This is a genomic window from Bacillus sp. 16GRE42 (assembly GCF_019837435.1).
Taxonomy (GTDB): domain Bacteria; phylum Bacillota; class Bacilli; order Bacillales; family Bacillaceae_G; genus Bacillus_A; species Bacillus_A wiedmannii.
Genome location: NZ_JADAXF010000002.1, coordinates 735,255 through 756,071, shown reverse-complemented (window position 1 = coordinate 756,071; position 20,817 = coordinate 735,255). Strand labels below are relative to the sequence as shown.

The window sequence follows — 20,817 nt, the reverse complement described above, 5'->3', positions numbered from 1 at the left end:
CATTAGTACAGGAGTTGTCTTATTTTTCGAAAATAGATGAATAGTACAGGCAAAAGACTCTGAAGGACATACACATATAGGGAATATAAAAGAGAGAGGGGAAACAACTATGTCTTGTGAGTGCTCAGGGTCAGCATTAACTTGTTGTCCAGATAAAAATTATGTACAAGATAAAGTGTGTAGTCCGTGGTCTGCTACTGTAGTTGCAACAGCAATTGATAATGTTCTTTATACAAATAATATTAACCAAAATGTAGTTGGTACTGGTTTTGTTAAGTATGATGTTGGTCCAGGTCCAATTACTGTAGAAGCGCTTGATTCTGCTGGGGCTACAATTGATACACAAACATTAAACCCAGGAACGAGTATCGCTTTTACGTATCGCCGCTTTGATAGTATACAAGTTGTGTTACCTGCAACACCTGGTGGAACGTATCAGGGAGAATTTTGTATTACAACACGTTATCCACTTTCATAGTAGAATAGGAGAGGATCGAAATGGGAATGAGAAGTTCCGGTTTGTCTTGTTGTTCTAATAAAACACTTGTGCAAGATCAAGTATGTACAGACTGGTCTATTACAGGTGCTGGTACTCAAATTGTATATACGAATAATATTACACAAGAAGTATATGGTTCAGGTTATGTGAAATATGATGTAGGCGCGAATCCCATTACAGTTGATTTTTTAGTAGGTGCTACAGTAGTTGATACAATTACTGTGCAACCACAAAGTAGCGGTACTTTCACTGTACGATACTTTACTACTGTCCGAATTACTACGACAGGAACAACTGTTAATCAAGGCGAGTTTTGTATTACAGTACGTTATCCAATTTCATAAAAAAGGCATACCGTAAATGGTATGCTTTTTTAAATTGAGAAAGTAATGAAATTGGTATTCTATAAGCAACATGTAAATTGGCAACAGTACTTGCCTTCTAAATATAGTGAAGGATTACTTTGTATATTAATAATACTGACTGATTGTAAGTCTTTTCCGGTGTAAGATATCGTATTGCCTGGAAACACAGTGAAAATATTGGTTACTGCTCCAACGATTTGAATTGTAATTGCTTCGGTGCTGCTAGTACTATTGTAAACCGATACAGTACCTGATATAAGTAGTATCCCATCACTTTGCCACAGTATCATTGATTGTAGTGCATCTTTGGTAGAGGGAATGGTGTTGTTAGTTATGAGGAAATTCCCTGCAAATTCATTTGTTACTCGCTCACAACTTGGATTTGGAGGAGGGGGCGGTGGACAAGGATCTGGACAAATGATAGATAAAGGAGCGAAACAGCCAATATTTTTTTTGTTCCTCAATAAAACCCCTCCTTTTTAAGTTGTCTTTTACTACTATTAAATGTAGAAGCATGGCCGATGTGTTAAGAAAAGAAGAAAATTTTAAAAATTAAGATTGTCTAATAGGCTTAAAGTTTAACTTATCATTAGTGTTATAGAAAAGATTATATGTGAATAGTCATAGGAAAAGAATGATCAGACTCTTTTAGATAAAAGGTGGTTGTATACAATAGTACGAGGAATGTTGGACTTAACTTGTAATTAACTGTATATTTACAAAAATCTAATAAAATTCATTTGTTATTTAAACGACATTAACATGTTTTAGATAAAATAGCCTTTGTAATGAATCAATTATTAGGAGGAGGATTCACGTGGAAAGAACAGCTTTACGAAAAGTAAAAGGTCTTATTGGATTATTAATGGTTTTTGTATTAGCATTTGTATCATTTCCGTGGAGTACATCAGTCAAAGCGGAAGAGAAGAAGCAAGAAAAGGCACCAAGTGAAAAGAAGATAGTTTTTCCAGTCGTAAGTGATGTACATATTAAAAATAGTGGAACGGATGATACGTTTCGCTGGAAAAGAGCGATTGAACAGTTCAATACGCTTGCACCAAAGCAAGATGCGTTCGTAATTGTGGGAGATTTTACTGATTCAGGATCGGTACAACAATATGATCGTTTCATGCAAGTATATAATGAGAATGCAAATAAAGATGCAGTACGAATGAATTCTCTAGGGAACCATGATTATTGGAACGGTTTATCTGTAGAGGGAGCGCAGAAGCGTTTCTTAGAAAAAACAGGTATGGAATCGATTTATTATCATAAAGTGGTGAAAGGGTATCACTTCCTTGTTATGTCTCCAGAGAACGAGACAACTCATGGATATTATTCAGACAAGCAAATTAATTGGCTAAAAGAAGAGATGGCAAAGGCGCAAAAAGATGATCCAGAAAAACCAATTTTCGTATTTTTACATCAACATATTAAAGATACAGTATACGGTAGTCAAGAATGGGGAACGAAAGATAGTGCAAAAATTAATGAGGTATTAAAACAATACCCACAAGTCATTACGTTTTCAGGTCATTCACATTATCCATTAGATGATCCAAGATCAATTCATCAAAAAGACTTTACATCAGTTGGCACATCTTCAGTAAGTTATATGGAGGTAGAGGGTGGCAAAGTGCAAGGGAATATTCCTTCAGAATCGCGTGCATTAAGCCAAGGTTTATTAGTAGAAGTAGATGATAAAGAAGTAACGATTAATCGCCGTGATTTCCATACAAATTCTTGGACAGGCGAGCCTTGGAAAATTAAATTACCATCAAAGAAAGACACATTTACATATGTAGAAGATCGCGATAAAGAAAGGCCACACTTTGCTAAGGATGCAAAGCTTGCGGTATCAAATGTAACAGAAAATGCAGCAACAGTAACATTCATGCAAGCGTTGGACAACCTTCTTGTTCATTCTTACCGTGTACAAGCTAGAGATAAGCAAACGGGAGAAATAAAGAATAAATTGTTAGCATTCTCAGAGTTTTATCGTGATCCAGTGCCGAAAGAACTGACATTTACGCTTGCAGGACTAGATGGCGGGAAAACATATACACTGGAAGTCGTTGCGATTGATTCATTCGGCAATGAAAGTGTACAACCATTAACGGCAGAAATTACTACGAAAAAAGATAATATTGACCCGAATGTGAAAGTACCAAAGGCGGATGTTTTTGATGTGAACTTTGCAGATGGTACATTTAAAGACAATTCATCATTTGGTACAAAAGGTGATGTTAAGGGTAATGTGACTATTGAATATGATAAAGCGTTGAAAAAGAATGTTATGAAGCTAAACGGAAAAGCAAATACATTTGGATATCTTCCGTTTTCAGCAGCGCAAAAAGAGAAAGTAGCAAATACATTTACGTTAGAAACTGTATTTTCAATGAATGAAATTCGCGGACAAGGTATTTTGCAAAATACAGAGAGCGGCGGAATTGGTTTTGAATCTACAGGAAGTGGTTATGTAGAATTATGGGCTCATATTGGTGGAAGTTATAAACGTGTTGGCGTTCAGTTAGAGGCTAATAAAACGTATCATTTAACAGGAACGTATAACGGAAGTGAAGTAGCAATTTACGTAGATGGTAAAAAAGTAAACAGCCAACCAGCTACAGGGAAAGTATATCACCCGAACGTACCATTTGCACTTGGTGCAGATCCAGATAGCAACGGGAATGGTGGTATTCCGTTAAATGGACAAATTGCGCTTGCGAAATTATATAGTAAAGCATTAAGTTCTTCAGAAGTATTAGCAGCGTATAATGAGTTTTCTAGTCGTACAAAATTAGAGCAAGTAAACGCGTTATATGAAGAGCTTGGGAAAGTGAAAGAAGTGTTAGCTGGTACGTATGAGTTTGGTGACAAACCAGGTCAATATTCAAAGGAAGCATTTCAAGCACTAGAGAAAAGCTATAACACTGCAAAGCAAGCATTTGAAAATGTAGGAAGTACTGGAGAGCAAATCGTTCAAACATATAACGAATTAAAAACAGCTAATGTAACATTTGTACAATCTAAAGTAGCAGAAGAACAACCGAAAACACCGAAAGAAAAATTACAAATCAATATTGAAACTGCAAAAGCAGTGGTGAAAAAAGCACAAGCTGCAAATGTAACGGATGGTTCAGTGAAATCATTGAGTCAAAAAATTACAGTGGCAGAAGCTGTATTAAAAGATGCGAAAGTAAAAGATGCACAAGTAGAAACGATGAATCGTACGGTGGAATATGCGATTTCACTCGTTGAAAAAAGCATAAACAAATAAGAGAGAAGAAAAAGAAGCTTATCATGATAGGCTTCTTTTTTGTTATACTAAAAATAGTATAGAATGAGGGAGCGAATAATTTGGAAGAGAAAAAGATAAAAAGAATTCTTGAATATGTATGGATCGCGGTTGTGCTCCTTGTAGGGTATTATTTCTTAAAAGAGAAAAGTATATGGGTTCTATTTTTAATGACGTTTTTATTAGCGGGCTTAGGCACGTTATTTATTAATTTCTTCTTTGATAGTCTAAATGCATGGAAGAAGAAAAAGAAGGGAACGAAGTAAAGGAGGGAATATATGCAAAAGTGGAAGCTCATATATCAGGTGCTTCTTTTCATAGTGCTTGTAGGTATTGGCATTTTAAAATATTCTACACCGATAGGAAATTGGGCATCGTTTACAGCTTGCATCGGCATATTTTTCATTTTACAATCGTTAACGAAAAAATATAATAATACAGAAAGATAGCTCACCGTTTTATCGGCGAGCTATTTTGTTATGCTTTTTTCTCTTCATCATTTGTTTTTTCAGTAGCTAAATGACTATGTTTTCTAGAGTAGAAGAAATAGAAACATAAGCCAACTATAAGCCAAGCTATAAAGCTAATCCATGTCGTTTTAGACAAATTAATCATCAAATATAAACAGCAAAGAATTGCGACAACTGGTAATACAGGTACGAAAGGTGTACGGAATCCGCGTTTTAAGTTAGGGTGTGTTTTTCGTAAAATAAGTACCGCGCAGCAAACGAATGTAAAGGCTGTTAGCGTACCGATGTTCACTAAATTAGCAAGTAGATGTAGGTCTAGAAGCCCTGCTAATAAAGCGGCAACAACACCAGTGATCCATGTGTTTAATAAAGGGACTTTTACTCTTTTATTTACACGTGCTAGCGCTTTTGGAAGTAGTCCGTCGCGGCTCATCGCATAAGAAACGCGAACTTGTCCGTACATAACGACTAAGAGAACGGTTGTCATTCCAGTCATCGCTCCAACAGCGAGAAGTCCTGCAATTGTATCTTCGCCAACGAAATGTAAGGCAAACGCAACTGGATCAGAAACATCTAATTGTGTATACGGAACCATACCTGTTAAAACGAAAGATACAATCATGTATAAAACAGTACAAATAAGAAGGGAACCGATAATGCCAATTGGTAAATCGCGCTGTGGTTTTTTCGTTTCTTCTGCAGCGGTTGCGATTGCATCAAAGCCTAAGAAGGCGAAGAATACAGTGGCAGCTCCAGTAATGATACCGTCGTATCCGAATGGAATGAACGGCGTCCAATTTTCAGGTTTTACATATTTTGCGCCTGCTACGATAAAGGCGATAATAACAGCTAACTTGATAAGAACCATAACATTATTAATGCGTGCGCTTTCGCGTATACCGAAACTTAAAAGTCCCGTAATGAGTAGTAAAATACAAACAGCCGGTAAATCGATAATGCCGCCTTTTCCTACGCCAGGGGCCGAGGCGATTATGGCGGGCAGATGGATGTTAAATCCTTGGAGTAAAGATTGTAAATAACCAGACCAACCGACAGCTACAGCCGCGACTGCAAGTAAATATTCGAGCATTAAACACCAGCCGACGATGAAGGCGACGACTTCTCCGACTGTCATGTATGCGTAAGTATACACACTTCCTGAGACAGGAATAGAAGAAGCAAATTCGGCATAACAAAAGGCTACACAAGCACAAGTAAATGCAGCAATAAGGAATGATAACATAATACCAGGACCAGAATGTTTCGCTGCGACAATACCTGTTAATACAAAGATCCCTGTCCCAATTACGGCGCCAATCCCTAAAAATGTTAAATCGAGTGCCGTTAATGTTCTATCTAGCTGCCGTGGTGATTCAGTACTAAGCGGTTTTTTTCGTAATAATGACTTCACTTTGGACTCTCCCCCCGTTTTTTCATTTCCATAACTGCGAATATAGTATGAGCCCACTAGAAAAGAGTATGTAAGTAAATGGAGGTACAGTTATGGTAGGTTGTTTTTTAAAATTGCTGGATTAATTTTATTATAATTCAGAATATTTTGTCAAATAAAAATGTGACAAATAAAATGCGAATGAATAGGGGAAACTACTGGCAGGAATGGACGAGGGTTAACAGAGTGGCAAAACCACTCATAAAAGTTTCACTTTATAAAGTAGGAGAAGATGTTATGTTATTTTATTTTGAACTTGTCGTCATTTTACTTTGTACGAAATTAGCTGGTGATATTAGCGTTAGGCTTGGCCAGCCTTCTGTACTTGGTAAATTAATCGTTGGTATTATTATCGGTCCGGCTGTGCTTGGTATTATTAATAGTTCTGAACTCATTGATGAACTGAGTGAAATTGGTGTTTTACTACTTATGTTTATGGCAGGGCTTGAAACAGATTTAGAAGAGTTAAATCGGAATTTGAAATCTGCATTCGCAGTAGCGATGGGGGGAATCATTTTCCCATTCCTTGGTGGATATTTAGCGGGACTTGCGTTTGGAATGTTACAGTCGCATGCGATCTTTTTAGGGTTATTACTTTGTGCTACTTCGGTTAGTATTTCTGTTCAAACATTAAGAGATTTAGGGAAAATGAATACGAGAGAAAGTACGACGATTTTAGGAGCAGCTGTATTTGATGATGTAATTGTCGTTATTTTATTAGCATTTGTGATGAGTTTTTTAGGTACACAAGATGTAAATGTAACGCTTGTCATTGCAAAGAAAATTATCTTTTTTGTAAGCATCGTTTTTATCTCTTGGAAAGTTGTTCCATGGATTATGAAAATGCTTGTGCCACTTCGTGTAACAGAAGCATTAATTAGTGCAGCACTTATTATTTGTTTCTCTTTTTCGTATTACAGTGAAATGATGGGAATCGCCGGTATTATTGGAGCATTTGCAGCCGGAATTGCCATTTCGCAAACAGAGTATAAGCACGAAGTAGAACATAAAATTGAACCGATTGCTTATGCGATATTTGTACCGGTGTTCTTCGTAAGTATTGGAATGGAAATTACATTTCAAGGTATCGGAAGCCAGCTTTGGTTTATTATCATCATGACGCTTATTGCAATTTTTACAAAGTTAATCGGATCAGGTTTAGGAGCAAGACTGACAGGATTCAACCTTCAATCTTCTATTAGTATTGGTGCGGGGATGGTCTCGCGCGGAGAAGTGGCGCTTATTATCGCAGCGAATGGACTTGCGGCAAATTTATTAGCGAAAGAAAATTTCACAGCGATTGTTATTGTTGTTATATTAACGACGATTATTACGCCGCCGCTTTTGAAAAAATATTTTGTATAGAGAGGAAGAGCTTATCTGATGTAGGTAAGCTCTTTTTTTATTGGAAAAAGCAATAGTCATATAGCGTGAATAGGTTGTAATTATGGTAAAATCTACGTATATGATAAGTCGAGGAGAGAAATGTGTGAGGATTACGAAGGGGAAGGTTATCGGTGTAATCATACTTATTGCGCTATGTATACCATTTACTGCATGGAAAGAGTCAAAAGTGAAAGACTTTCCAGTTTCTATTTTTTCTTCCTATGTAGAAGACGAAAACCCGAAAGACTATAAGTACACTGCTTTTGTACCTGATTTTGCAATTTGGATACATGGATGGGAAGAACAGCAATCTGAAGGTGAAATAACTTCATATAAAAAAGGGGATCGAACTGTAATTGTTCACCATCCTCCTGGCGATGATGGTTTTTATCTTTTTGAAGCAAGAGAAAATAAGTGAAAGCAACCGCAAGAAGTGGAGGTTAAATAGTGAAAGCTTCAACATTACTATTTAAAATTGAAAGTAATATGGATCAATTTTCACCAGCTGAAAAGAAGGTTGCCATGTACATAATGGGGAATGCAGAGATTGTTCCGAACTTAACGACGAAAGAAGTGTCAACGAATGCAGGCGCAAGTGAGGCGAGTGTTGTTCGCTTTTGTAAGTCGATTGGGATTGGGAGCTTTAAAGCATTTAAAATCGCGCTCGTTCGTGAATTGACGATTGCTGATTATAATATTAATGATTTTTCAGTTATGAATACGGAAGATGGACCGTATGACTTGTTTAATAAAGTTACGTATGTGAATAAAGCTGCAATTGAGGCGAGCGTTACGGCGATAGATAAAAAAGAACTTGAGAAAGCTGCAGATCGTATTGTAAATGCGGATAAAATTATATTTTATGGAGTAGGCGGATCAGCTACTCCGGCGATGGACGGGGCTTATAAATTTACAAGGCTCGGATTTACAGCGATGATGCTATCTGATTTTCATATGATGTTGCCGCTTGTAACGAATTTAAAAGAGGGCGATATATTTGTTGCGATTTCAACATCTGGTCGTACGAAAGATGTACTTGAAATGGCGCAATATGCGAAGAGACAAGGTGCAACAGTTATTGCGATTACAAAGCTTGACCAATCATCACCGTTATATAAAGAGGCGGATATTCGTCTTTGTATGCCAGATGTAGAGCAAGATCATCGTATTGCAAGTATTGCTTCTAGAATGACACAACTGAATATGATTGATGCTTTATATGTGATTACTTTTAATCGTATTGGTAATAAAGTGTTGGATCAATTTATGGAGACGCGAGAAGAAGCAGTGCGGTTACGGAAGTTAAAGTAGAAGAAAAGATGAGGGGACTCATCTTTTTTATTATCTTTGACACAAATATGTCATTTTATGAAATTTTATTTCATAAAATAAGAAAGTAATATTGATTTTTAATTTCTTAAAGTTATAATAAAAGTGTGAAATATAATTTCAAAGAGGGTGGCAATATGTTAGAAAATTTATCGACAGAACACCGTAATGAGAAAACGACGAATCTAGATGAGATGAGTATAAAAGAAGTGTTACAGAGTATGAATGAAGAAGATCGAACTGTTGCGTTAGCAGTTGAAAAAGAGATAGAACAAATTGAAAAGGTCGTACAGACTGTTATTAAATCTTTTGAAGCAGAGGGCCGATTAATTTATATTGGGGCTGGTACGAGTGGTCGTTTAGGTATTTTAGACGCAGTGGAATGCCCGCCGACATTTGGCACAGACGATAAAATGGTGCAAGGATTTATAGCAGGTGGATTGAAAGCGTTTACTAAGGCAGTAGAAGGTGCCGAAGATCGCGAAGAGTTAGCAGAAGAAGATTTGAAAAGTATTGGATTAAACGAGAAAGATACAGTGATTGGTATTGCCGCAAGTGGTAGAACCCCTTACGTAATTGGCGGATTGAAATACGCACATAGTGTGGGAGCTAGTACAGCGAGTATTTCTTGTAATAAAAATGCTGAAATAAGTAAGTATGCAAAACTCAATGTAGAAGTGGAGACAGGCGCAGAAATATTAACAGGCTCAACACGTTTGAAGGCTGGTACAGCGCAAAAATTAGTGCTTAATATGATTTCAACAGCGTCAATGATTGGTGTAGGAAAAGTATATAAAAACTTAATGGTAGATGTTCAATCTACGAATGAAAAGTTAGTAGAACGATCAAAACGAATTATTGTGGAAGCAACAGGAGCTAGTTATGAAGTAGCGGCAGATTATTACGAAAAAGCAAAGCGTAACGTGAAAGTTGCTATCGTTATGGCATTACTACAGTGTGAGTATGGGGAAGCAAAAGAAAAACTAAAAGAAGCGAAAGGCTTTGTGAAGAAGGCATTATAAAGTGAAACGATAAGAATAGGGAGGGGGATTCTATTATGAAGAAAGAAGAGAGAATGGCCAAAGAAATTTCGGAGCAACTTGGGGGAATAAAAAATATTCGTGGCATTGCTCATTGTATGACGAGACTGAGGTTAACGCTTCATGATGAAAGTAAAGTGAATATGGATCTTTTGAAAAAAGTTGAAGGCGTTATGGGCGTCATTGAAGATGAAACACTTCAAGTGGTTGTTGGTCCAGGAACGGTAAATAAAGTAGCAGCCGAAATGGAAGTTTTAACAGGATTAAGAATTGGTGAGGTTGCAGATCATCATCTTGAAGATATTGGTCAAGAGATTAAATCAGAGATGAAGAAGAAAAATAATACACCAGTGAAGAACTTTTTACGAAAAATAGGTAACATTTTTATTCCGTTAATACCTGGTCTTGTTGCGTCAGGAATTATAAACGGGGTTGCTAACTTCGCGAAAAACGCAGGTGCTGATCCGAATGCAACATGGCTACAAATGTTACTACTTATTGGCGGCGGTATCTTTACATTTTTAGGGATTTTAGTCGGTTGGAATACAGCGAAAGAATTTGGCGGGACACCCGTTCTTGGAGCGATTGCGGGTATTTTAATTTTCAATCCAGCGATGGCAAATGTGAAATTATTTGGTGAAGCAATGGTACCCGGGCGGGGCGGATTGTTTGCAGTTATTTTTGCAGCATGGCTTATGGTAGTAGTTGAGAGAAGAGTACGAAAAGCAGTGCCGAATGCAGTTGATATTATTGTAACACCGCTTATTACTGTATTAGCTGTAAGTATAGTAACGATGTTAGCGATTCAGCCAGCAGCGGGATTTTTATCTGATGGTATTACGAGCGGTATTAACGCAATTTTAAATGTTGGTGGGGCATTTGCTGGAGCAGTGCTAGCAGGAACGTTTTTACCACTCGTTATGGTCGGATTACACCACGGTTTAACACCGATTCATATGGAATTTATTAATCAAACGCACGTAACACCTTTATTACCAGTACTCGCGATGGCTGGTGCTGGGCAAGTGGGCGCAGCAATTGCGATTTATGTAAAAACAAAAAATAAACGACTTCGTAACGTAATTAAAGGTGGATTACCAGTTGGGTTTTTAGGAATTGGCGAACCATTATTATACGGGGTTACATTACCACTTGGGAAACCGTTTATTACCGCTTGTTTAGGAGCGGCCGTCGGTGGTGCATTCCAAGCAGTTATGAAAACGGCTTCACTCGGAATTGGTGTATCAGGATTATCTTTAATCCCGTTAATTGCTGATAATAAATATTTATTATATTTCCTTGGGTTAGTAGTGGCATATACTTTTGGATTTATCTTTACGTACTTCTTCGGATTTAAAGAAGAAATGGCAGAAAACATATAGAGAAAGGGATTCCTTTCTCTTTTTCTATTCATAGAAAGGGAGATTTATATGATAGGAGTTTCAATTTATCTTTCAAAAGAGCGAGTAAAGAAGCAAGAAGAGTGGCTAAAAGTGGCGAAGGAAAACGGGTTTTCGTCTATTTTTACATCACTTCATATTCCGGAAGATGATCCGGATACGTATAAAGAGTTAATTCAAATATTAGGGAAACAGGCTCTCGAAAATGAAATGGAATTAATGGTCGATGTCTCTCCAAAATCGTTACACCATTTAGGAATGACGTACGAAAATGTCGAAGAGTTAGTAGATTGGGGCATTACTGGTTTACGAATGGACTACGGCATCACGCCGAAAGAAATCACACGCGTATCTCATAAAATGAAAGTAGCTTTAAATGCGAGTACGATTACAGATTCATTTTGGAAAGAGTTAACCATAGAAAATATAAAAGTAGAGAATGTAGAAGCGTGGCATAATTTTTATCCGCGCCCAGAAACAGGACTAGCAAAATCATTCTTACAAAAACAAAACGAATACTTACATGAGTGCGGAATAAAAACGATGGCATTTATTCCGGGAGATGGTGAAAAACGTGGTCCGTTATATGAAGGCTTACCAACATTAGAAAAGCACCGCAATATGCGCCCGCTGGAAGCGTACTTAGAACTTGTACAAGATTGTGGTGTCGATAAGGTGCTAATTGGGGATATAAACGGAAGTCTAGAAAGTGTACAAGAGATAGCGAGTGCGAGTAGAGGAATTATTCCGCTGCGGTATGAGCAATTGATAAAGAAAAGTGAAATATTTAAAATGGTAGAACAAGTGCATACAAATAGACTAGATCCAGCTCGTGATGTCATTCGTTCTGTAGAATCGCGAGAGGAGCATAAAGTGATTTTACAGCCGATGGATGCCATCGCAAGAAAGAAAGGCAGCATTACAATTGATAATGAATTGTACGGTAGATATGCTGGAGAGATGCAAGTTGTTGTAAATGATTTACCTGTAGATGAGAAAGTGAATGTTGTCGGAATGGTTGTGGAAGAGGACGTGCCGTTATTGCCTTATATTGGTGCTGGAAAAAACTTTCAACTTTTTCTGTGTGATAGAGTAAAAGCTTGAATTTATGCTATTTTATAAAAGACATTATTCGTAAAACGGATAATGTTTTTTGTTTTCTTTAAAAAAAGCATTTGACGAATGAAAAGAAATACCGTATTGTTTTGTCTTGTGAATAAATGTTCACGATAACAAAACAAAAAGGAGAGTTCAAAATGAATCAATATATTGGGAATTTAATTATTCGTATCGTGTTAGGAGTTACGTTCTTTGCACACGGTTTAGCAAAGTTTCAATCAGGTATAGATAACGTAGCAGGATGGTTTACAAGTATCGGTTTACCAGGTGGTCTTGCATATGGCGTAGCGACAGTTGAATTAGTTGGTGGTATATTATTAATTATCGGTTTAGGCGTAAGATATGTAGGATTGTTATTTGCTCTTATTTTAGCTGGAGCTATCGTAAAGGTAAATGGAGCAGCAGGTTTATTAGGAGATGGAAAGAATCCAGGGTATGAATTAGATCTTGCATTATTAGCAATGGGTGCGTATTTATTCGTTGTAAAAGCAGAAGGATATGTAGATCGTTTCTTAAAGGAGAAAGTAATGAAAGCGAAGTAAACTTATTTATAAATTGTTGACTTGAATCATTAATGTAACTATAATAATTACAACTAGTGGATTAAGGATAAAATTATTTAAATATTTTTTTACACAAGTTGTAACGTATATGGTTACAACTTGTGTAAAAAATAAATAAAACGGGAGGAAGTAACATGCCTAAATCAAATTTAGAAATTATTCAAAGCACGTATGAAGGGTCAGCTTCTTCAAATGCAAAACATTTAGTAGAAGCCCTCTCTGAAAAAGTAGAATGGACAGAAGCAGAAGGTTTCCCGTACGGCGGAACGTATATAGGTGTAGAAGCAATAATGGAAAATGTATTTAGCCGATTAGGATCAGAATGGGATGATTATAAAGCGAGTGTAAATACGTACCATGAAGTAAACGGAAAAGATGTAATCATTGCTGAAGGTGTTTATTCAGGAGTTTATAAAGAAACGGGAAAATTGTTTGAAGCAGAATTTGTTCATATATGGCAGCTTGAAAATGGAAAAATCATAAAATTCAAGCAATATGTAGATAGTTACATTGTGCGAGAAGCGATGAAGGTTTAAAATGGAATAAGGAAACAAATGGAATCGGCTGTGCGCAGGCGATTCCATTTGTTTATGTGATTATTAGGGGAATGGGGAATACATAATATGAAAAAATGGATTATAGGGACAATTACAATCATTGTAATTGCGATAGGAGCTGTATTCGGTGTTACGAAACTTCTTAATTATATAGAAGAAGAGGAGAAGAGTCTGAAAGCACAAAATGTAACGGGGCAACAAGGGAAGAAAGCAAAGGAAGAGAAGCCACAATTTAGTGAGGATGAAATTATTTCTACCATGCATAGGATGGTGCATCAAAAAGTGAAATCCTCTGAAAAATGGGGATTTATTGAAATGACAAATAAGGAAATTGTTAGTGCCAAGAAGGCAGTAGAAAGCAGTACAAATTTTAAACATAAGTCAAAGCTACTTGCCACTTTAGAGCGTTGGGAGAAAGGGGATTTTTCACAAACGGTTGAGGAGCATAACTTTTTGTGGGAAATTCAAGGTGGTGATACTGGAAAGGCAACAGAACGTTTATCGCCAGAAGAAGAAAAGCAGTATGTGAAAGAAATGAAAGGTAAATAAAAACATCGCCACTTTGATGGCGATGTTTTTGATTAAGAATGTTTTCGCATTAAAGCTCTAGTTGGCTGAACAGCAACTGTTTTGAAATGAGAAAATAAATAACATCCAGTCACAACAATCATTGTCCCTAAAATTTGTATCCATGTTAGTTCTTCGCCGAGGAAAAGGAATGCTAAAATAGCTGTAAAAATCGGATTGAAGTTTAGAAAAATACCGGATGTAGTCGCTCCTAATTTTTGCACTCCAATATTCCAAAATACCATACAAAGAACTGTGGAAATAAGCCCAGTATATAAAAGTGATGTGATGAAAGAAGTATTTATATTTGTAACAGTGAAGCTCCCTATGTTAAATGGCAGTAATAAAATAACGCCGAAAATACCAGAGTATAATGTTGCCATGAGCGGTGTAGTTGTTTTTGTTGCCCATTTACTACAAACAGAATAGATTCCCCAAATACAAACAGCCGCCATCATCCATAAATCTCCGCTATTAAAATGTAGTGAAAATAGAAGTGCAAAATTTCCTTTTAAAAGGACGAGAACCACCCCAAAGAATGAAAGAATCATGGATAGAATTTGAAGTGTATTTACTTTTTCTTTTAGAAATAATACTGAAAATAATGCAATTGAAATCGCATTTAATGTAGAAATAAGCCCTACATTCGTTGCGGATGTTTTTTCTAGTGCTAGAAATTGAAAGATGTTAAAAAGAGCGACCCCTGAAATCCCCATTAGTAGTAACGGAAGTATTGCAGCACGTGGTGGAATGATTTTCTTTTCTTTAAACCAAACCATCGGTAATAAACAAACGATCGCAATCATCCATCTTAAACTTGTAAGTGTCATCGGAGACGCGTGATTAACGAGTGATTTTCCAACGACGAAATTTCCTCCCCATAATAAGCTCGTTAGTAATAGTAAAAAGACATAAAAATAAGGCATACTAAAATCCCCTTTGTTTTAATCAATGTGAATTGTAAATAATTTTAGCATTTTTCTTTATTGTGTAATATATTCTTTTGTATAATGGGAAAAAGTCGATAAAATATTCTGTTACAAATGTTATTTGTAGAAGGATATTCAGTTTTATATGAGTTATAAGGCGTTTTTTCGAATAATCATCGGTAAGAAAAAGGGGGCGTTTTGATGGAGTCATCTGTTATTAAAGTGTTAGATGATTTAGATGTACAAATTTTAGATATATTGCAGAAGGAATCACAAGTAAGTAATGCAGAGCTTGCGCGACGCGTTAATTTATCACCAGCTGCGATGCATGCGAGAATAAAAAGATTAGATGGAGAAGGTTTCATTGATAAGCAAGTAGCCATTTTAAATCAAGAAAAACTCGGTTTTGATTTGTTATGCTTCATTTTTATGAGTACAAATATTCATCAATCGGATAAACTTGACGTGTTAGAAAAAGAATTAGAAGCGATGCCTGAAGTGTTAGAGTGTCACTGTTTAACAGGAGAGTATGATTACTTATTAAAGGTTGCAAATCGTGATCGTAAAGAGCTGGAGCAGTTTATTAGAAAGCTGAATAAGCTTGGTATTACAAGGATACAGACGAGTTTAGCACTTCGTGAAATTAAATATTCGACAGTATTACCGATCCGAAATGAGGAACCGAGCATCGATTAGATTGCTTGGTTTTTTGTTTGTATAAATTGATTGACGAGGAGAAAGGAGAGATGTATTATTATATAAAATTATGTATTAAAATACGATTTGAGTTATAAATATTAATATCGGGGGCAAGGGGATAGAATATGAAAATCTTTAATGCGGTTACGAGTGATGTGAAAGAAATTTATAGTCTCATTGAAGTTTATGCAAAAGAGGGAGTGGTTTTACCGCGTTCTCTTTTATCTCTCTATCAATATTTACAATGTTTATATGTTGTGAAAGAAAGCGATGAGATTGTTGGGGTTGCTGGTTTACATGTGTTAGGGGAGGACCTTGCAGAAGTCCGTTCTTTAGTCGTTTCGCATACATATGCAGGGAAAGGAATCGGGCGTATGTTAGTGAACCATGTAATAAATGAGGCAGCGAAAATAAAAGTGAGCAGAGTCATTTCTTTAACATATGAAACGGGATTTTTTCAAAAGTGCGAGTTTGATTTTGTGAATAGAGAGGCGCTACCAGAGAAGGTATGGATTGATTGTAGACATTGTCCAAAGGTTGATTATTGTGATGAGGTGGCGATGATTCGATATGTTGGATGAAATTTTCAGAGAGAAAAAAGTCCCACTATTATTTACGTAATAGTGGGACTTTATATTTTAGGGGGAATTAAGAACTCGAATTCGTTTTTCTTACTGCAAAATTAAAAATGGGATTTTTAAGCTCATAGTTATAAGTAGAACCATCGACAAGCCCTACAACTTTATCACTATCGTAAAGATCAAGCATAAATTGTGCCATTTGTTTTGCAGTGTGGAATTTCGGTACAACATTATTGTATTCGAACTCATCAATATCAAATGAACGTTTTGCAAATTCTGTTTCAGTTGCAGCAGGTGCTAAAACTTTGGCTTGCAGTTTTGCACCTTGTTCTTTCAATTCGTGAGATAAACCTTCTGTAAATGCACTTACATAGAATTTCGTAGCGCAATACGTAACAGCATCAGCAACAATTGTGTATCCACCGCCTGATGAAATGTTAATAAGTTGCGTGCCATCAACCATGGAATAATCTCGAACGAAAAGTGAAGAGAGTATGGTTAATGCCTCTATATTTACATGTAACATCGTTTCAATTTTATTTAAATTTTGTTCAGCAATTGAGGCGAAATTACCAAACCCTGCGTTGTTAATCCACGTTTCAATTTGAAAGGCTTGTAGGTCTTCATAAAGCTTATAAACATTTTCCATGATAGATAAATCAGTTCTTCGAATAACAACATCTAATTCTGGATTCATTTCGTTAATTTTTAATTTTAATCTGTCTAATTCTTCTTGTCTTCGAGCTACAAGTATTAAATTTTTTCCACGAGATGCAAAGGCTAAAGCCGATTCATAGCCAATTCCAGAACTAGCACCAGTAATAACAGTGTATTTCATATAAAATCCCCCTAAGTTCAAATAAATGTATTATGGTTAGATTTTATTTGTTAGAGTATACTCTAAGTCAAATGTTTTTTATCAATTTGATAAGGCTATAAAATGTATGAGGATGAGTATGTGGAGGAGTGAGAGTATGTATACAATTAGCGAGGTGGCTAAATTAATAGGAGTGAGCACACATACACTACGTTATTATGAAAAGGAAAATATATTAATTGCAAATCGCGATACAAATGGGAATCGACTTTATGAAGAGTCACATATAAAGTGGTTGCAGTTTGTCATGAAATTAAAACAAACGCAAATGCCAATAGCGAAAATAAGAGAATATGCCAGGTTATATTTAGAAGGGGAGCATACAACCGAAGATCGTTTACAACTCCTAGAAGATCATAAGAAATCTATTCAGATTCAAAGAGAAAACTTAGTCATTACAGAAAAGATGCTTGAGAATAAAATTATTGCATACAAGGCATCTTTGGAAAATAAATAGAAAACATAATCCGTTCCTTAGTTATATGATAACAATGGATTGGATCTCATAGTGTGCTGGCAAATAAAAAAGAGCAGCTAGCAAAAGCTAACTGCTCTATTAAAGGGATCTCTCCAAGGGGGAGTGGAGAAAATATTATGTTACTAGCAGTATTAACAGATTATTAGGAAATATACAAATCGGATGAAAGAAATTTTAAATAATCTTTCGGTATTGACAGTTTTTAAAATATTCATGTACAATATTTATGAATGACATTCAGTCATTTTTCAGCGGAAGGATATAGTTAGCTCGGAAATGGAACAAATATAATGGTAAATGAGGATGATAGTTGTTTTATATATAGTAGTGATGAAAGAGAATATTTTTTCAAAACAAAAATGACTGATAGTCAGTCATAAGAGGTGAGAGGTATGAAAAATAGAGCTTGGTTATATGTCATATTAACATGTATCTTTGAAATTTTTTGGGTGTTTGGTTTTAATACAGCCGATACTTGGTGGCATTGGATTATTATTTTAGGAATTATCGCTGTTGATTTTTATTTTCTTTCTAAAGCGTGCGAACATCTTGCGACAGGGACTGTATATGCCATCTTTGCTGGAGCTGGTACTGTAGGTACTTTCTTAATGGATGTATTCCTTTTCGGCGGAAGTTTCAGCGTAGGAAAACTATTCTTTATCGTGATGGTTGTAGCTGGCGTTATCGGTTTAAAGCTAGCTGATAATAAAGAAGAAACTGTGGAAGGAGCTGCTTAAAGATGGGTTGGTTTTTCGTATTTTGTGCTGCAATTAGTGAAATAGTCGGTGTGATTGGTCTTAAAATGTACAGTAAAGATAAGACGTTAGCAAATGGAGCGATTTATATAGGTGGATTTGCTACATCCTTTGCATTCTTGTATACATCTTTCTTATTTTTACAAGTGAGTGTCGCGTATGCGGTTTGGATTGGTATTGGAACAGCTGGTGCCGTGTTATTAAATATGTTCCTGTTTGGTGAGTCGAAAAGTAAAGCACGTATCATTAGTGTAGCTCTTATTGTATGCGGAGTGACAGGATTAAAGGCTCTTTCGTAAAGATATACTACATTTAATCTCCTAATTATTTATTAGGAGATTTTTATTATTAAAAAATGATTTCCTCTTAGAGTTCACTATCATTGACAGTACAATCGATTATCTTATAAAATGAGTGACAGTCATTCAATACGCGTTTGAAAGGGTTTAGATGATGAATAAAAAAGAAAAAATTGTCTATGCAGCTATTGAAGTGTTTCAGGAAAAGGGCGTTGAAAAAACGAAGATTTCTGATATCGTGAAATTGGCGGGCATTGCACAAGGAACTTTCTATTTATATTTTCCTTCTAAGTTATCTGTTATGCCTGCAATAGCAGAAGTGATGGTTGAAAAGATGATATTGGCAGTAAAGGAAAAAGTGCAAAATGATGCGCCTTTCTCAAGTAAAGTGACGCAAGTAATAGATGCGGTGTTTCACTTTATAGCGGAATATCGTGAAATACAAGCTTTAATGTATGCGGGTCTTGCATCTACAGAACATATAAAAGAATGGGAAGCTGTGTATGAGCCTCTTTATATGTGGTTAAGCGAATTTTTAAGTGAGGCGAAAGAAGCTGGTGAAATTCGTAATTCGGTTCACGCGGAGCGAACAGCGAAGTTATTTATTGCTCTTGTTGAATCAGCAGCGGAACAAGTCTATTTATATGATCATAAAGATGATGAGCAAGTCGAGCTACAAAAGGCAGAAGTACTAGATTTTTTAACACATGCACTACATATAAAGAAATAGTAAGATGAACCTGTCTGAGAAGGTAGGTTCATTTTTGAGGAAAACTGAATGATAGTCATTCACCTAATACGTATGTATGTGTGAAAGGATAGAGTGAAATTCTAATGAGTGGGGCATCTTCACTCATTATTAGCCCACAAAGAGCAGGATAAAGAAAAAGCTTCTTGGGCATTATTTTTTGAGAGGAATTTACGGGAAGAGGTGTTAAAAAGTGAAGAAACCGATAAAAGAACAAAAGATGGTATTGGTCATTCTTTTGAGTAATATATTTATTGCTTTTTTAGGGATTGGATTAATCATTCCGGTTATGCCGTCCTTTATGAATGATATGGGTTTAACAGGGAAGACGATGGGTTATCTCGTTGCAGTGTTTGCAATGGCTCAGCTTATTGCTTCACCTATTACGGGTCGCTGGGTCGACCTTTATGGTAGGAAGAAAATGATAATCATTGGATTATTTATTTTTGGTGTTTCAGAGCTTCTTTTTGGATTAGGAACAGATGTATGGATGCTCTATGCAGCGAGGGTGTTAGGCGGAATTAGTGCTGCGTTTATTATGCCAGGTGTTACGGCATATGTTGCTGATATTACATCTATGCAGGAACGTCCAAAGGCGATGGGATACTTGTCTGCGGCGATTAGTACCGGATTTATTATAGGGCCTGGAATTGGCGGGTTTATTGCAGAATACGGTATACGTGTGCCGTTTTTCGTTGCAGCAGTAATTGCCTTTGTAGCATGTGTGATTTCGATCTTTATTTTAAAAGAACCATTAACGAAAGAAGAGCTTGCAGAGATTTCTTCTAATACGAAAGAATCAAGTTTTATTGGGGATTTAAAGAAATCATTACATCCAATGTATGCAATCGCATTTATTATCGTATTTGTACTCGCATTCGGATTATCAGCGTATGAAACTGTGTTTAGTCTGTTTTCTGATCATAAGTTTGGATTCACACCGAAAGATATCGCGGCAATCATTACAATTAGTTCAATCTTTGGGGTAGTTGTGCAAGTCTTTATGTTTGGCAAATTGGTCGACATGTTTGGTGAAAAAGTGTTAATTCAAATATGTTTAATTGTAGGTGCAGTATTAGCGTTCGTTTCAACTGTAGTCTTTAATTATTGGATTGTACTTCTCGTTACTTGCTTCATTTTCTTAGCATTTGATTTACTTCGTCCAGCTTTAACGACGTTTTTATCAAAAGCAGCTGGAAAAGAGCAAGGATTCGTTGCTGGTATGAACTCGACTTATACGAGTTTAGGAAATATCGCAGGACCAGCGATGGGCGGAATATTATTTGATATGAATATTCATTATCCATATGCATTTTCAGGAGTTGTTTTAATAGTGGGTCTCGGTATTACATTTATGTGGAGAGAGAAACAGCTAGCTGAGAGTTTTGCGAAGTAATGTAGTGAATTA

Annotated in this window: 25 protein-coding genes; 21 read left to right on the top strand and 4 right to left on the bottom strand. The window is 36.2% G+C overall.

Annotated elements, in window-relative coordinates:
• Window positions 1-109: 109 nt before the first annotated feature.
• Together ILS93_RS16195 and ILS93_RS16190 are read left to right on the top strand one after the other, a co-directional pair.
• Window positions 110-478, top strand: coding sequence for a DUF3992 domain-containing protein (locus ILS93_RS16195; RefSeq protein WP_064473872.1), 369 nt, complete (start codon window positions 110-112; stop codon window positions 476-478).
• A 20-nt stretch (window positions 479-498) separates the two neighbouring features.
• Complete coding sequence (locus tag ILS93_RS16190; protein ID WP_000525803.1) at window positions 499-843, top strand: DUF3992 domain-containing protein; 345 nt, start codon at window positions 499-501, stop codon at window positions 841-843.
• Between the two features lie 59 nt (window positions 844-902).
• Here ILS93_RS16190 and ILS93_RS16185 read toward each other — a convergent pair whose 3' ends face one another.
• On the bottom strand, window positions 903-1,328 hold the full coding sequence (locus tag ILS93_RS16185; protein ID WP_064473871.1) for an S-Ena type endospore appendage: 426 nt from the start codon (window positions 1,326-1,328) through the stop codon (window positions 903-905).
• 353 nt (window positions 1,329-1,681) lie between these two features.
• Between ILS93_RS16185 and ILS93_RS16180 the strand changes: the two genes are divergently transcribed.
• The 3 genes from ILS93_RS16180 (at window position 1,682) to ILS93_RS16170 (ending at window position 4,611) form a co-directional block, all read left to right on the top strand.
• Window positions 1,682-4,144: a LamG-like jellyroll fold domain-containing protein gene (locus tag ILS93_RS16180; protein ID WP_064473870.1), complete on the top strand. Its 2,463-nt coding sequence runs from the start codon at window positions 1,682-1,684 to the stop codon at window positions 4,142-4,144.
• 80 nt (window positions 4,145-4,224) lie between these two features.
• Window positions 4,225-4,428 carry a hypothetical protein gene (locus ILS93_RS16175; RefSeq protein ID WP_222660871.1) on the top strand — a complete coding sequence of 68 codons (204 nt, stop codon included), beginning with the start codon at window positions 4,225-4,227 and terminating at the stop codon, window positions 4,426-4,428.
• A gap of 12 nt (window positions 4,429-4,440) precedes the next feature.
• Entirely contained in the window at window positions 4,441-4,611 is a 171-nt protein-coding gene (locus ILS93_RS16170) for a hypothetical protein (RefSeq protein ID WP_081257068.1), read from the top strand.
• A gap of 28 nt (window positions 4,612-4,639) precedes the next feature.
• Here the strand turns inward: ILS93_RS16170 and bcaP are convergent, their stop codons facing one another.
• On the bottom strand, window positions 4,640-6,043 hold the full coding sequence (gene bcaP, locus ILS93_RS16165) for a branched-chain amino acid transporter BcaP (RefSeq protein ID WP_064473869.1): 1,404 nt from the start codon (window positions 6,041-6,043) through the stop codon (window positions 4,640-4,642).
• A gap of 180 nt (window positions 6,044-6,223) precedes the next feature.
• Between bcaP and ILS93_RS16160 the strand changes: the two genes are divergently transcribed.
• The 9 genes from ILS93_RS16160 to ILS93_RS16120 all read left to right on the top strand — a co-directional run bounded on the left by ILS93_RS16160 (window position 6,224) and on the right by ILS93_RS16120 (window position 14,025).
• The gene (locus ILS93_RS16160) at window positions 6,224-7,447 is read left to right on the top strand and encodes a cation:proton antiporter (RefSeq protein ID WP_064473929.1); all 1,224 of its coding nucleotides are present in this window, start codon (window positions 6,224-6,226) and stop codon (window positions 7,445-7,447) included.
• 124 nt (window positions 7,448-7,571) lie between these two features.
• The gene (locus tag ILS93_RS16155) at window positions 7,572-7,886 is read left to right on the top strand and encodes an outer surface protein (protein ID WP_098102983.1); all 315 of its coding nucleotides are present in this window, start codon (window positions 7,572-7,574) and stop codon (window positions 7,884-7,886) included.
• A gap of 29 nt (window positions 7,887-7,915) precedes the next feature.
• Entirely contained in the window at window positions 7,916-8,779 is an 864-nt protein-coding gene (locus ILS93_RS16150; RefSeq protein ID WP_048562466.1) for a MurR/RpiR family transcriptional regulator, read from the top strand.
• 155 nt (window positions 8,780-8,934) lie between these two features.
• Window positions 8,935-9,819, top strand: a complete 885-nt coding sequence (gene murQ, locus ILS93_RS16145; RefSeq protein WP_064473867.1) for an N-acetylmuramic acid 6-phosphate etherase — start codon at window positions 8,935-8,937, stop codon at window positions 9,817-9,819.
• 35 nt (window positions 9,820-9,854) lie between these two features.
• Window positions 9,855-11,219, top strand: a complete 1,365-nt coding sequence (locus ILS93_RS16140; RefSeq protein WP_098102982.1) for a PTS transporter subunit EIIC — start codon at window positions 9,855-9,857, stop codon at window positions 11,217-11,219.
• Between the two features lie 48 nt (window positions 11,220-11,267).
• Window positions 11,268-12,341 carry a DUF871 domain-containing protein gene (locus tag ILS93_RS16135; RefSeq protein ID WP_064473865.1) on the top strand — a complete coding sequence of 358 codons (1,074 nt, stop codon included), beginning with the start codon at window positions 11,268-11,270 and terminating at the stop codon, window positions 12,339-12,341.
• 152 nt (window positions 12,342-12,493) lie between these two features.
• Complete coding sequence (locus ILS93_RS16130) at window positions 12,494-12,898, top strand: DoxX family protein (RefSeq protein ID WP_098102981.1); 405 nt, start codon at window positions 12,494-12,496, stop codon at window positions 12,896-12,898.
• 155 nt (window positions 12,899-13,053) lie between these two features.
• Window positions 13,054-13,455, top strand: coding sequence for a nuclear transport factor 2 family protein (locus tag ILS93_RS16125; protein ID WP_098102980.1), 402 nt, complete (start codon window positions 13,054-13,056; stop codon window positions 13,453-13,455).
• Between the two features lie 87 nt (window positions 13,456-13,542).
• A complete protein-coding gene (locus tag ILS93_RS16120; protein ID WP_064473862.1) occupies window positions 13,543-14,025 on the top strand; it encodes a DUF6241 domain-containing protein in 483 nt (160 codons plus the stop codon).
• Window positions 14,026-14,057: 32 nt separating this feature from the next.
• Here ILS93_RS16120 and ILS93_RS16115 read toward each other — a convergent pair whose 3' ends face one another.
• Window positions 14,058-14,969: a DMT family transporter gene (locus tag ILS93_RS16115; RefSeq protein WP_064473861.1), complete on the bottom strand. Its 912-nt coding sequence runs from the start codon at window positions 14,967-14,969 to the stop codon at window positions 14,058-14,060.
• A gap of 204 nt (window positions 14,970-15,173) precedes the next feature.
• Here ILS93_RS16115 and ILS93_RS16110 point away from each other — a divergent pair, with 204 nt between their 5' ends.
• Together ILS93_RS16110 and ILS93_RS16105 are read left to right on the top strand one after the other, a co-directional pair.
• Window positions 15,174-15,668, top strand: a complete 495-nt coding sequence (locus tag ILS93_RS16110) for an Lrp/AsnC family transcriptional regulator (RefSeq protein WP_000446100.1) — start codon at window positions 15,174-15,176, stop codon at window positions 15,666-15,668.
• 128 nt (window positions 15,669-15,796) lie between these two features.
• Window positions 15,797-16,252, top strand: a complete 456-nt coding sequence (locus ILS93_RS16105; protein ID WP_222660869.1) for an N-acetyltransferase — start codon at window positions 15,797-15,799, stop codon at window positions 16,250-16,252.
• A 67-nt stretch (window positions 16,253-16,319) separates the two neighbouring features.
• Here ILS93_RS16105 and ILS93_RS16100 read toward each other — a convergent pair whose 3' ends face one another.
• Window positions 16,320-17,090, bottom strand: coding sequence for an SDR family NAD(P)-dependent oxidoreductase (locus ILS93_RS16100; protein WP_064473859.1), 771 nt, complete (start codon window positions 17,088-17,090; stop codon window positions 16,320-16,322).
• 136 nt (window positions 17,091-17,226) lie between these two features.
• On the opposite strand from ILS93_RS16100, the gene ILS93_RS16095 reads away from it, so the two are divergent.
• From ILS93_RS16095 to ILS93_RS16075, 5 genes are all read left to right on the top strand, one after another.
• Window positions 17,227-17,586, top strand: coding sequence for a MerR family transcriptional regulator (locus ILS93_RS16095; RefSeq protein ID WP_064473858.1), 360 nt, complete (start codon window positions 17,227-17,229; stop codon window positions 17,584-17,586).
• 413 nt (window positions 17,587-17,999) lie between these two features.
• The gene (locus tag ILS93_RS16090; RefSeq protein WP_222660867.1) at window positions 18,000-18,344 is read left to right on the top strand and encodes a DMT family transporter; all 345 of its coding nucleotides are present in this window, start codon (window positions 18,000-18,002) and stop codon (window positions 18,342-18,344) included.
• A gap of 2 nt (window positions 18,345-18,346) precedes the next feature.
• On the top strand, window positions 18,347-18,661 hold the full coding sequence (locus ILS93_RS16085) for a DMT family transporter (protein WP_000539670.1): 315 nt from the start codon (window positions 18,347-18,349) through the stop codon (window positions 18,659-18,661).
• A gap of 151 nt (window positions 18,662-18,812) precedes the next feature.
• A complete protein-coding gene (locus ILS93_RS16080; RefSeq protein WP_064473856.1) occupies window positions 18,813-19,391 on the top strand; it encodes a TetR/AcrR family transcriptional regulator in 579 nt (192 codons plus the stop codon).
• A gap of 211 nt (window positions 19,392-19,602) precedes the next feature.
• Window positions 19,603-20,805: an MFS transporter gene (locus ILS93_RS16075; protein WP_064473855.1), complete on the top strand. Its 1,203-nt coding sequence runs from the start codon at window positions 19,603-19,605 to the stop codon at window positions 20,803-20,805.
• The last annotated feature ends 12 nt before the right edge of the window (window positions 20,806-20,817 follow it).

Coding starts and splice junctions, on each gene's coding strand:
- murQ (WP_064473867.1), top strand. CDS start 8,935: ATGTTAGAAAATTTATCGACAGAACACCGTAATGAGAAAACGACGAAT.
- ILS93_RS16090 (WP_222660867.1), top strand. CDS start 18,000: ATGAAAAATAGAGCTTGGTTATATGTCATATTAACATGTATCTTTGAA.
- ILS93_RS16100 (WP_064473859.1), bottom strand. CDS start 17,090: ATGAAATACACTGTTATTACTGGTGCTAGTTCTGGAATTGGCTATGAA.
- ILS93_RS16115 (WP_064473861.1), bottom strand. CDS start 14,969: ATGCCTTATTTTTATGTCTTTTTACTATTACTAACGAGCTTATTATGG.
- ILS93_RS16160 (WP_064473929.1), top strand. CDS start 6,224: ATGAATAGGGGAAACTACTGGCAGGAATGGACGAGGGTTAACAGAGTG.
- ILS93_RS16140 (WP_098102982.1), top strand. CDS start 9,855: ATGAAGAAAGAAGAGAGAATGGCCAAAGAAATTTCGGAGCAACTTGGG.
- ILS93_RS16120 (WP_064473862.1), top strand. CDS start 13,543: ATGAAAAAATGGATTATAGGGACAATTACAATCATTGTAATTGCGATA.
- ILS93_RS16105 (WP_222660869.1), top strand. CDS start 15,797: ATGAAAATCTTTAATGCGGTTACGAGTGATGTGAAAGAAATTTATAGT.
- ILS93_RS16085 (WP_000539670.1), top strand. CDS start 18,347: ATGGGTTGGTTTTTCGTATTTTGTGCTGCAATTAGTGAAATAGTCGGT.
- ILS93_RS16095 (WP_064473858.1), top strand. CDS start 17,227: ATGTATACAATTAGCGAGGTGGCTAAATTAATAGGAGTGAGCACACAT.
- ILS93_RS16125 (WP_098102980.1), top strand. CDS start 13,054: ATGCCTAAATCAAATTTAGAAATTATTCAAAGCACGTATGAAGGGTCA.
- ILS93_RS16190 (WP_000525803.1), top strand. CDS start 499: ATGGGAATGAGAAGTTCCGGTTTGTCTTGTTGTTCTAATAAAACACTT.
- ILS93_RS16080 (WP_064473856.1), top strand. CDS start 18,813: ATGATGAATAAAAAAGAAAAAATTGTCTATGCAGCTATTGAAGTGTTT.
- ILS93_RS16130 (WP_098102981.1), top strand. CDS start 12,494: ATGAATCAATATATTGGGAATTTAATTATTCGTATCGTGTTAGGAGTT.
- ILS93_RS16195 (WP_064473872.1), top strand. CDS start 110: ATGTCTTGTGAGTGCTCAGGGTCAGCATTAACTTGTTGTCCAGATAAA.
- ILS93_RS16135 (WP_064473865.1), top strand. CDS start 11,268: ATGATAGGAGTTTCAATTTATCTTTCAAAAGAGCGAGTAAAGAAGCAA.
- ILS93_RS16170 (WP_081257068.1), top strand. CDS start 4,441: ATGCAAAAGTGGAAGCTCATATATCAGGTGCTTCTTTTCATAGTGCTT.
- ILS93_RS16110 (WP_000446100.1), top strand. CDS start 15,174: ATGGAGTCATCTGTTATTAAAGTGTTAGATGATTTAGATGTACAAATT.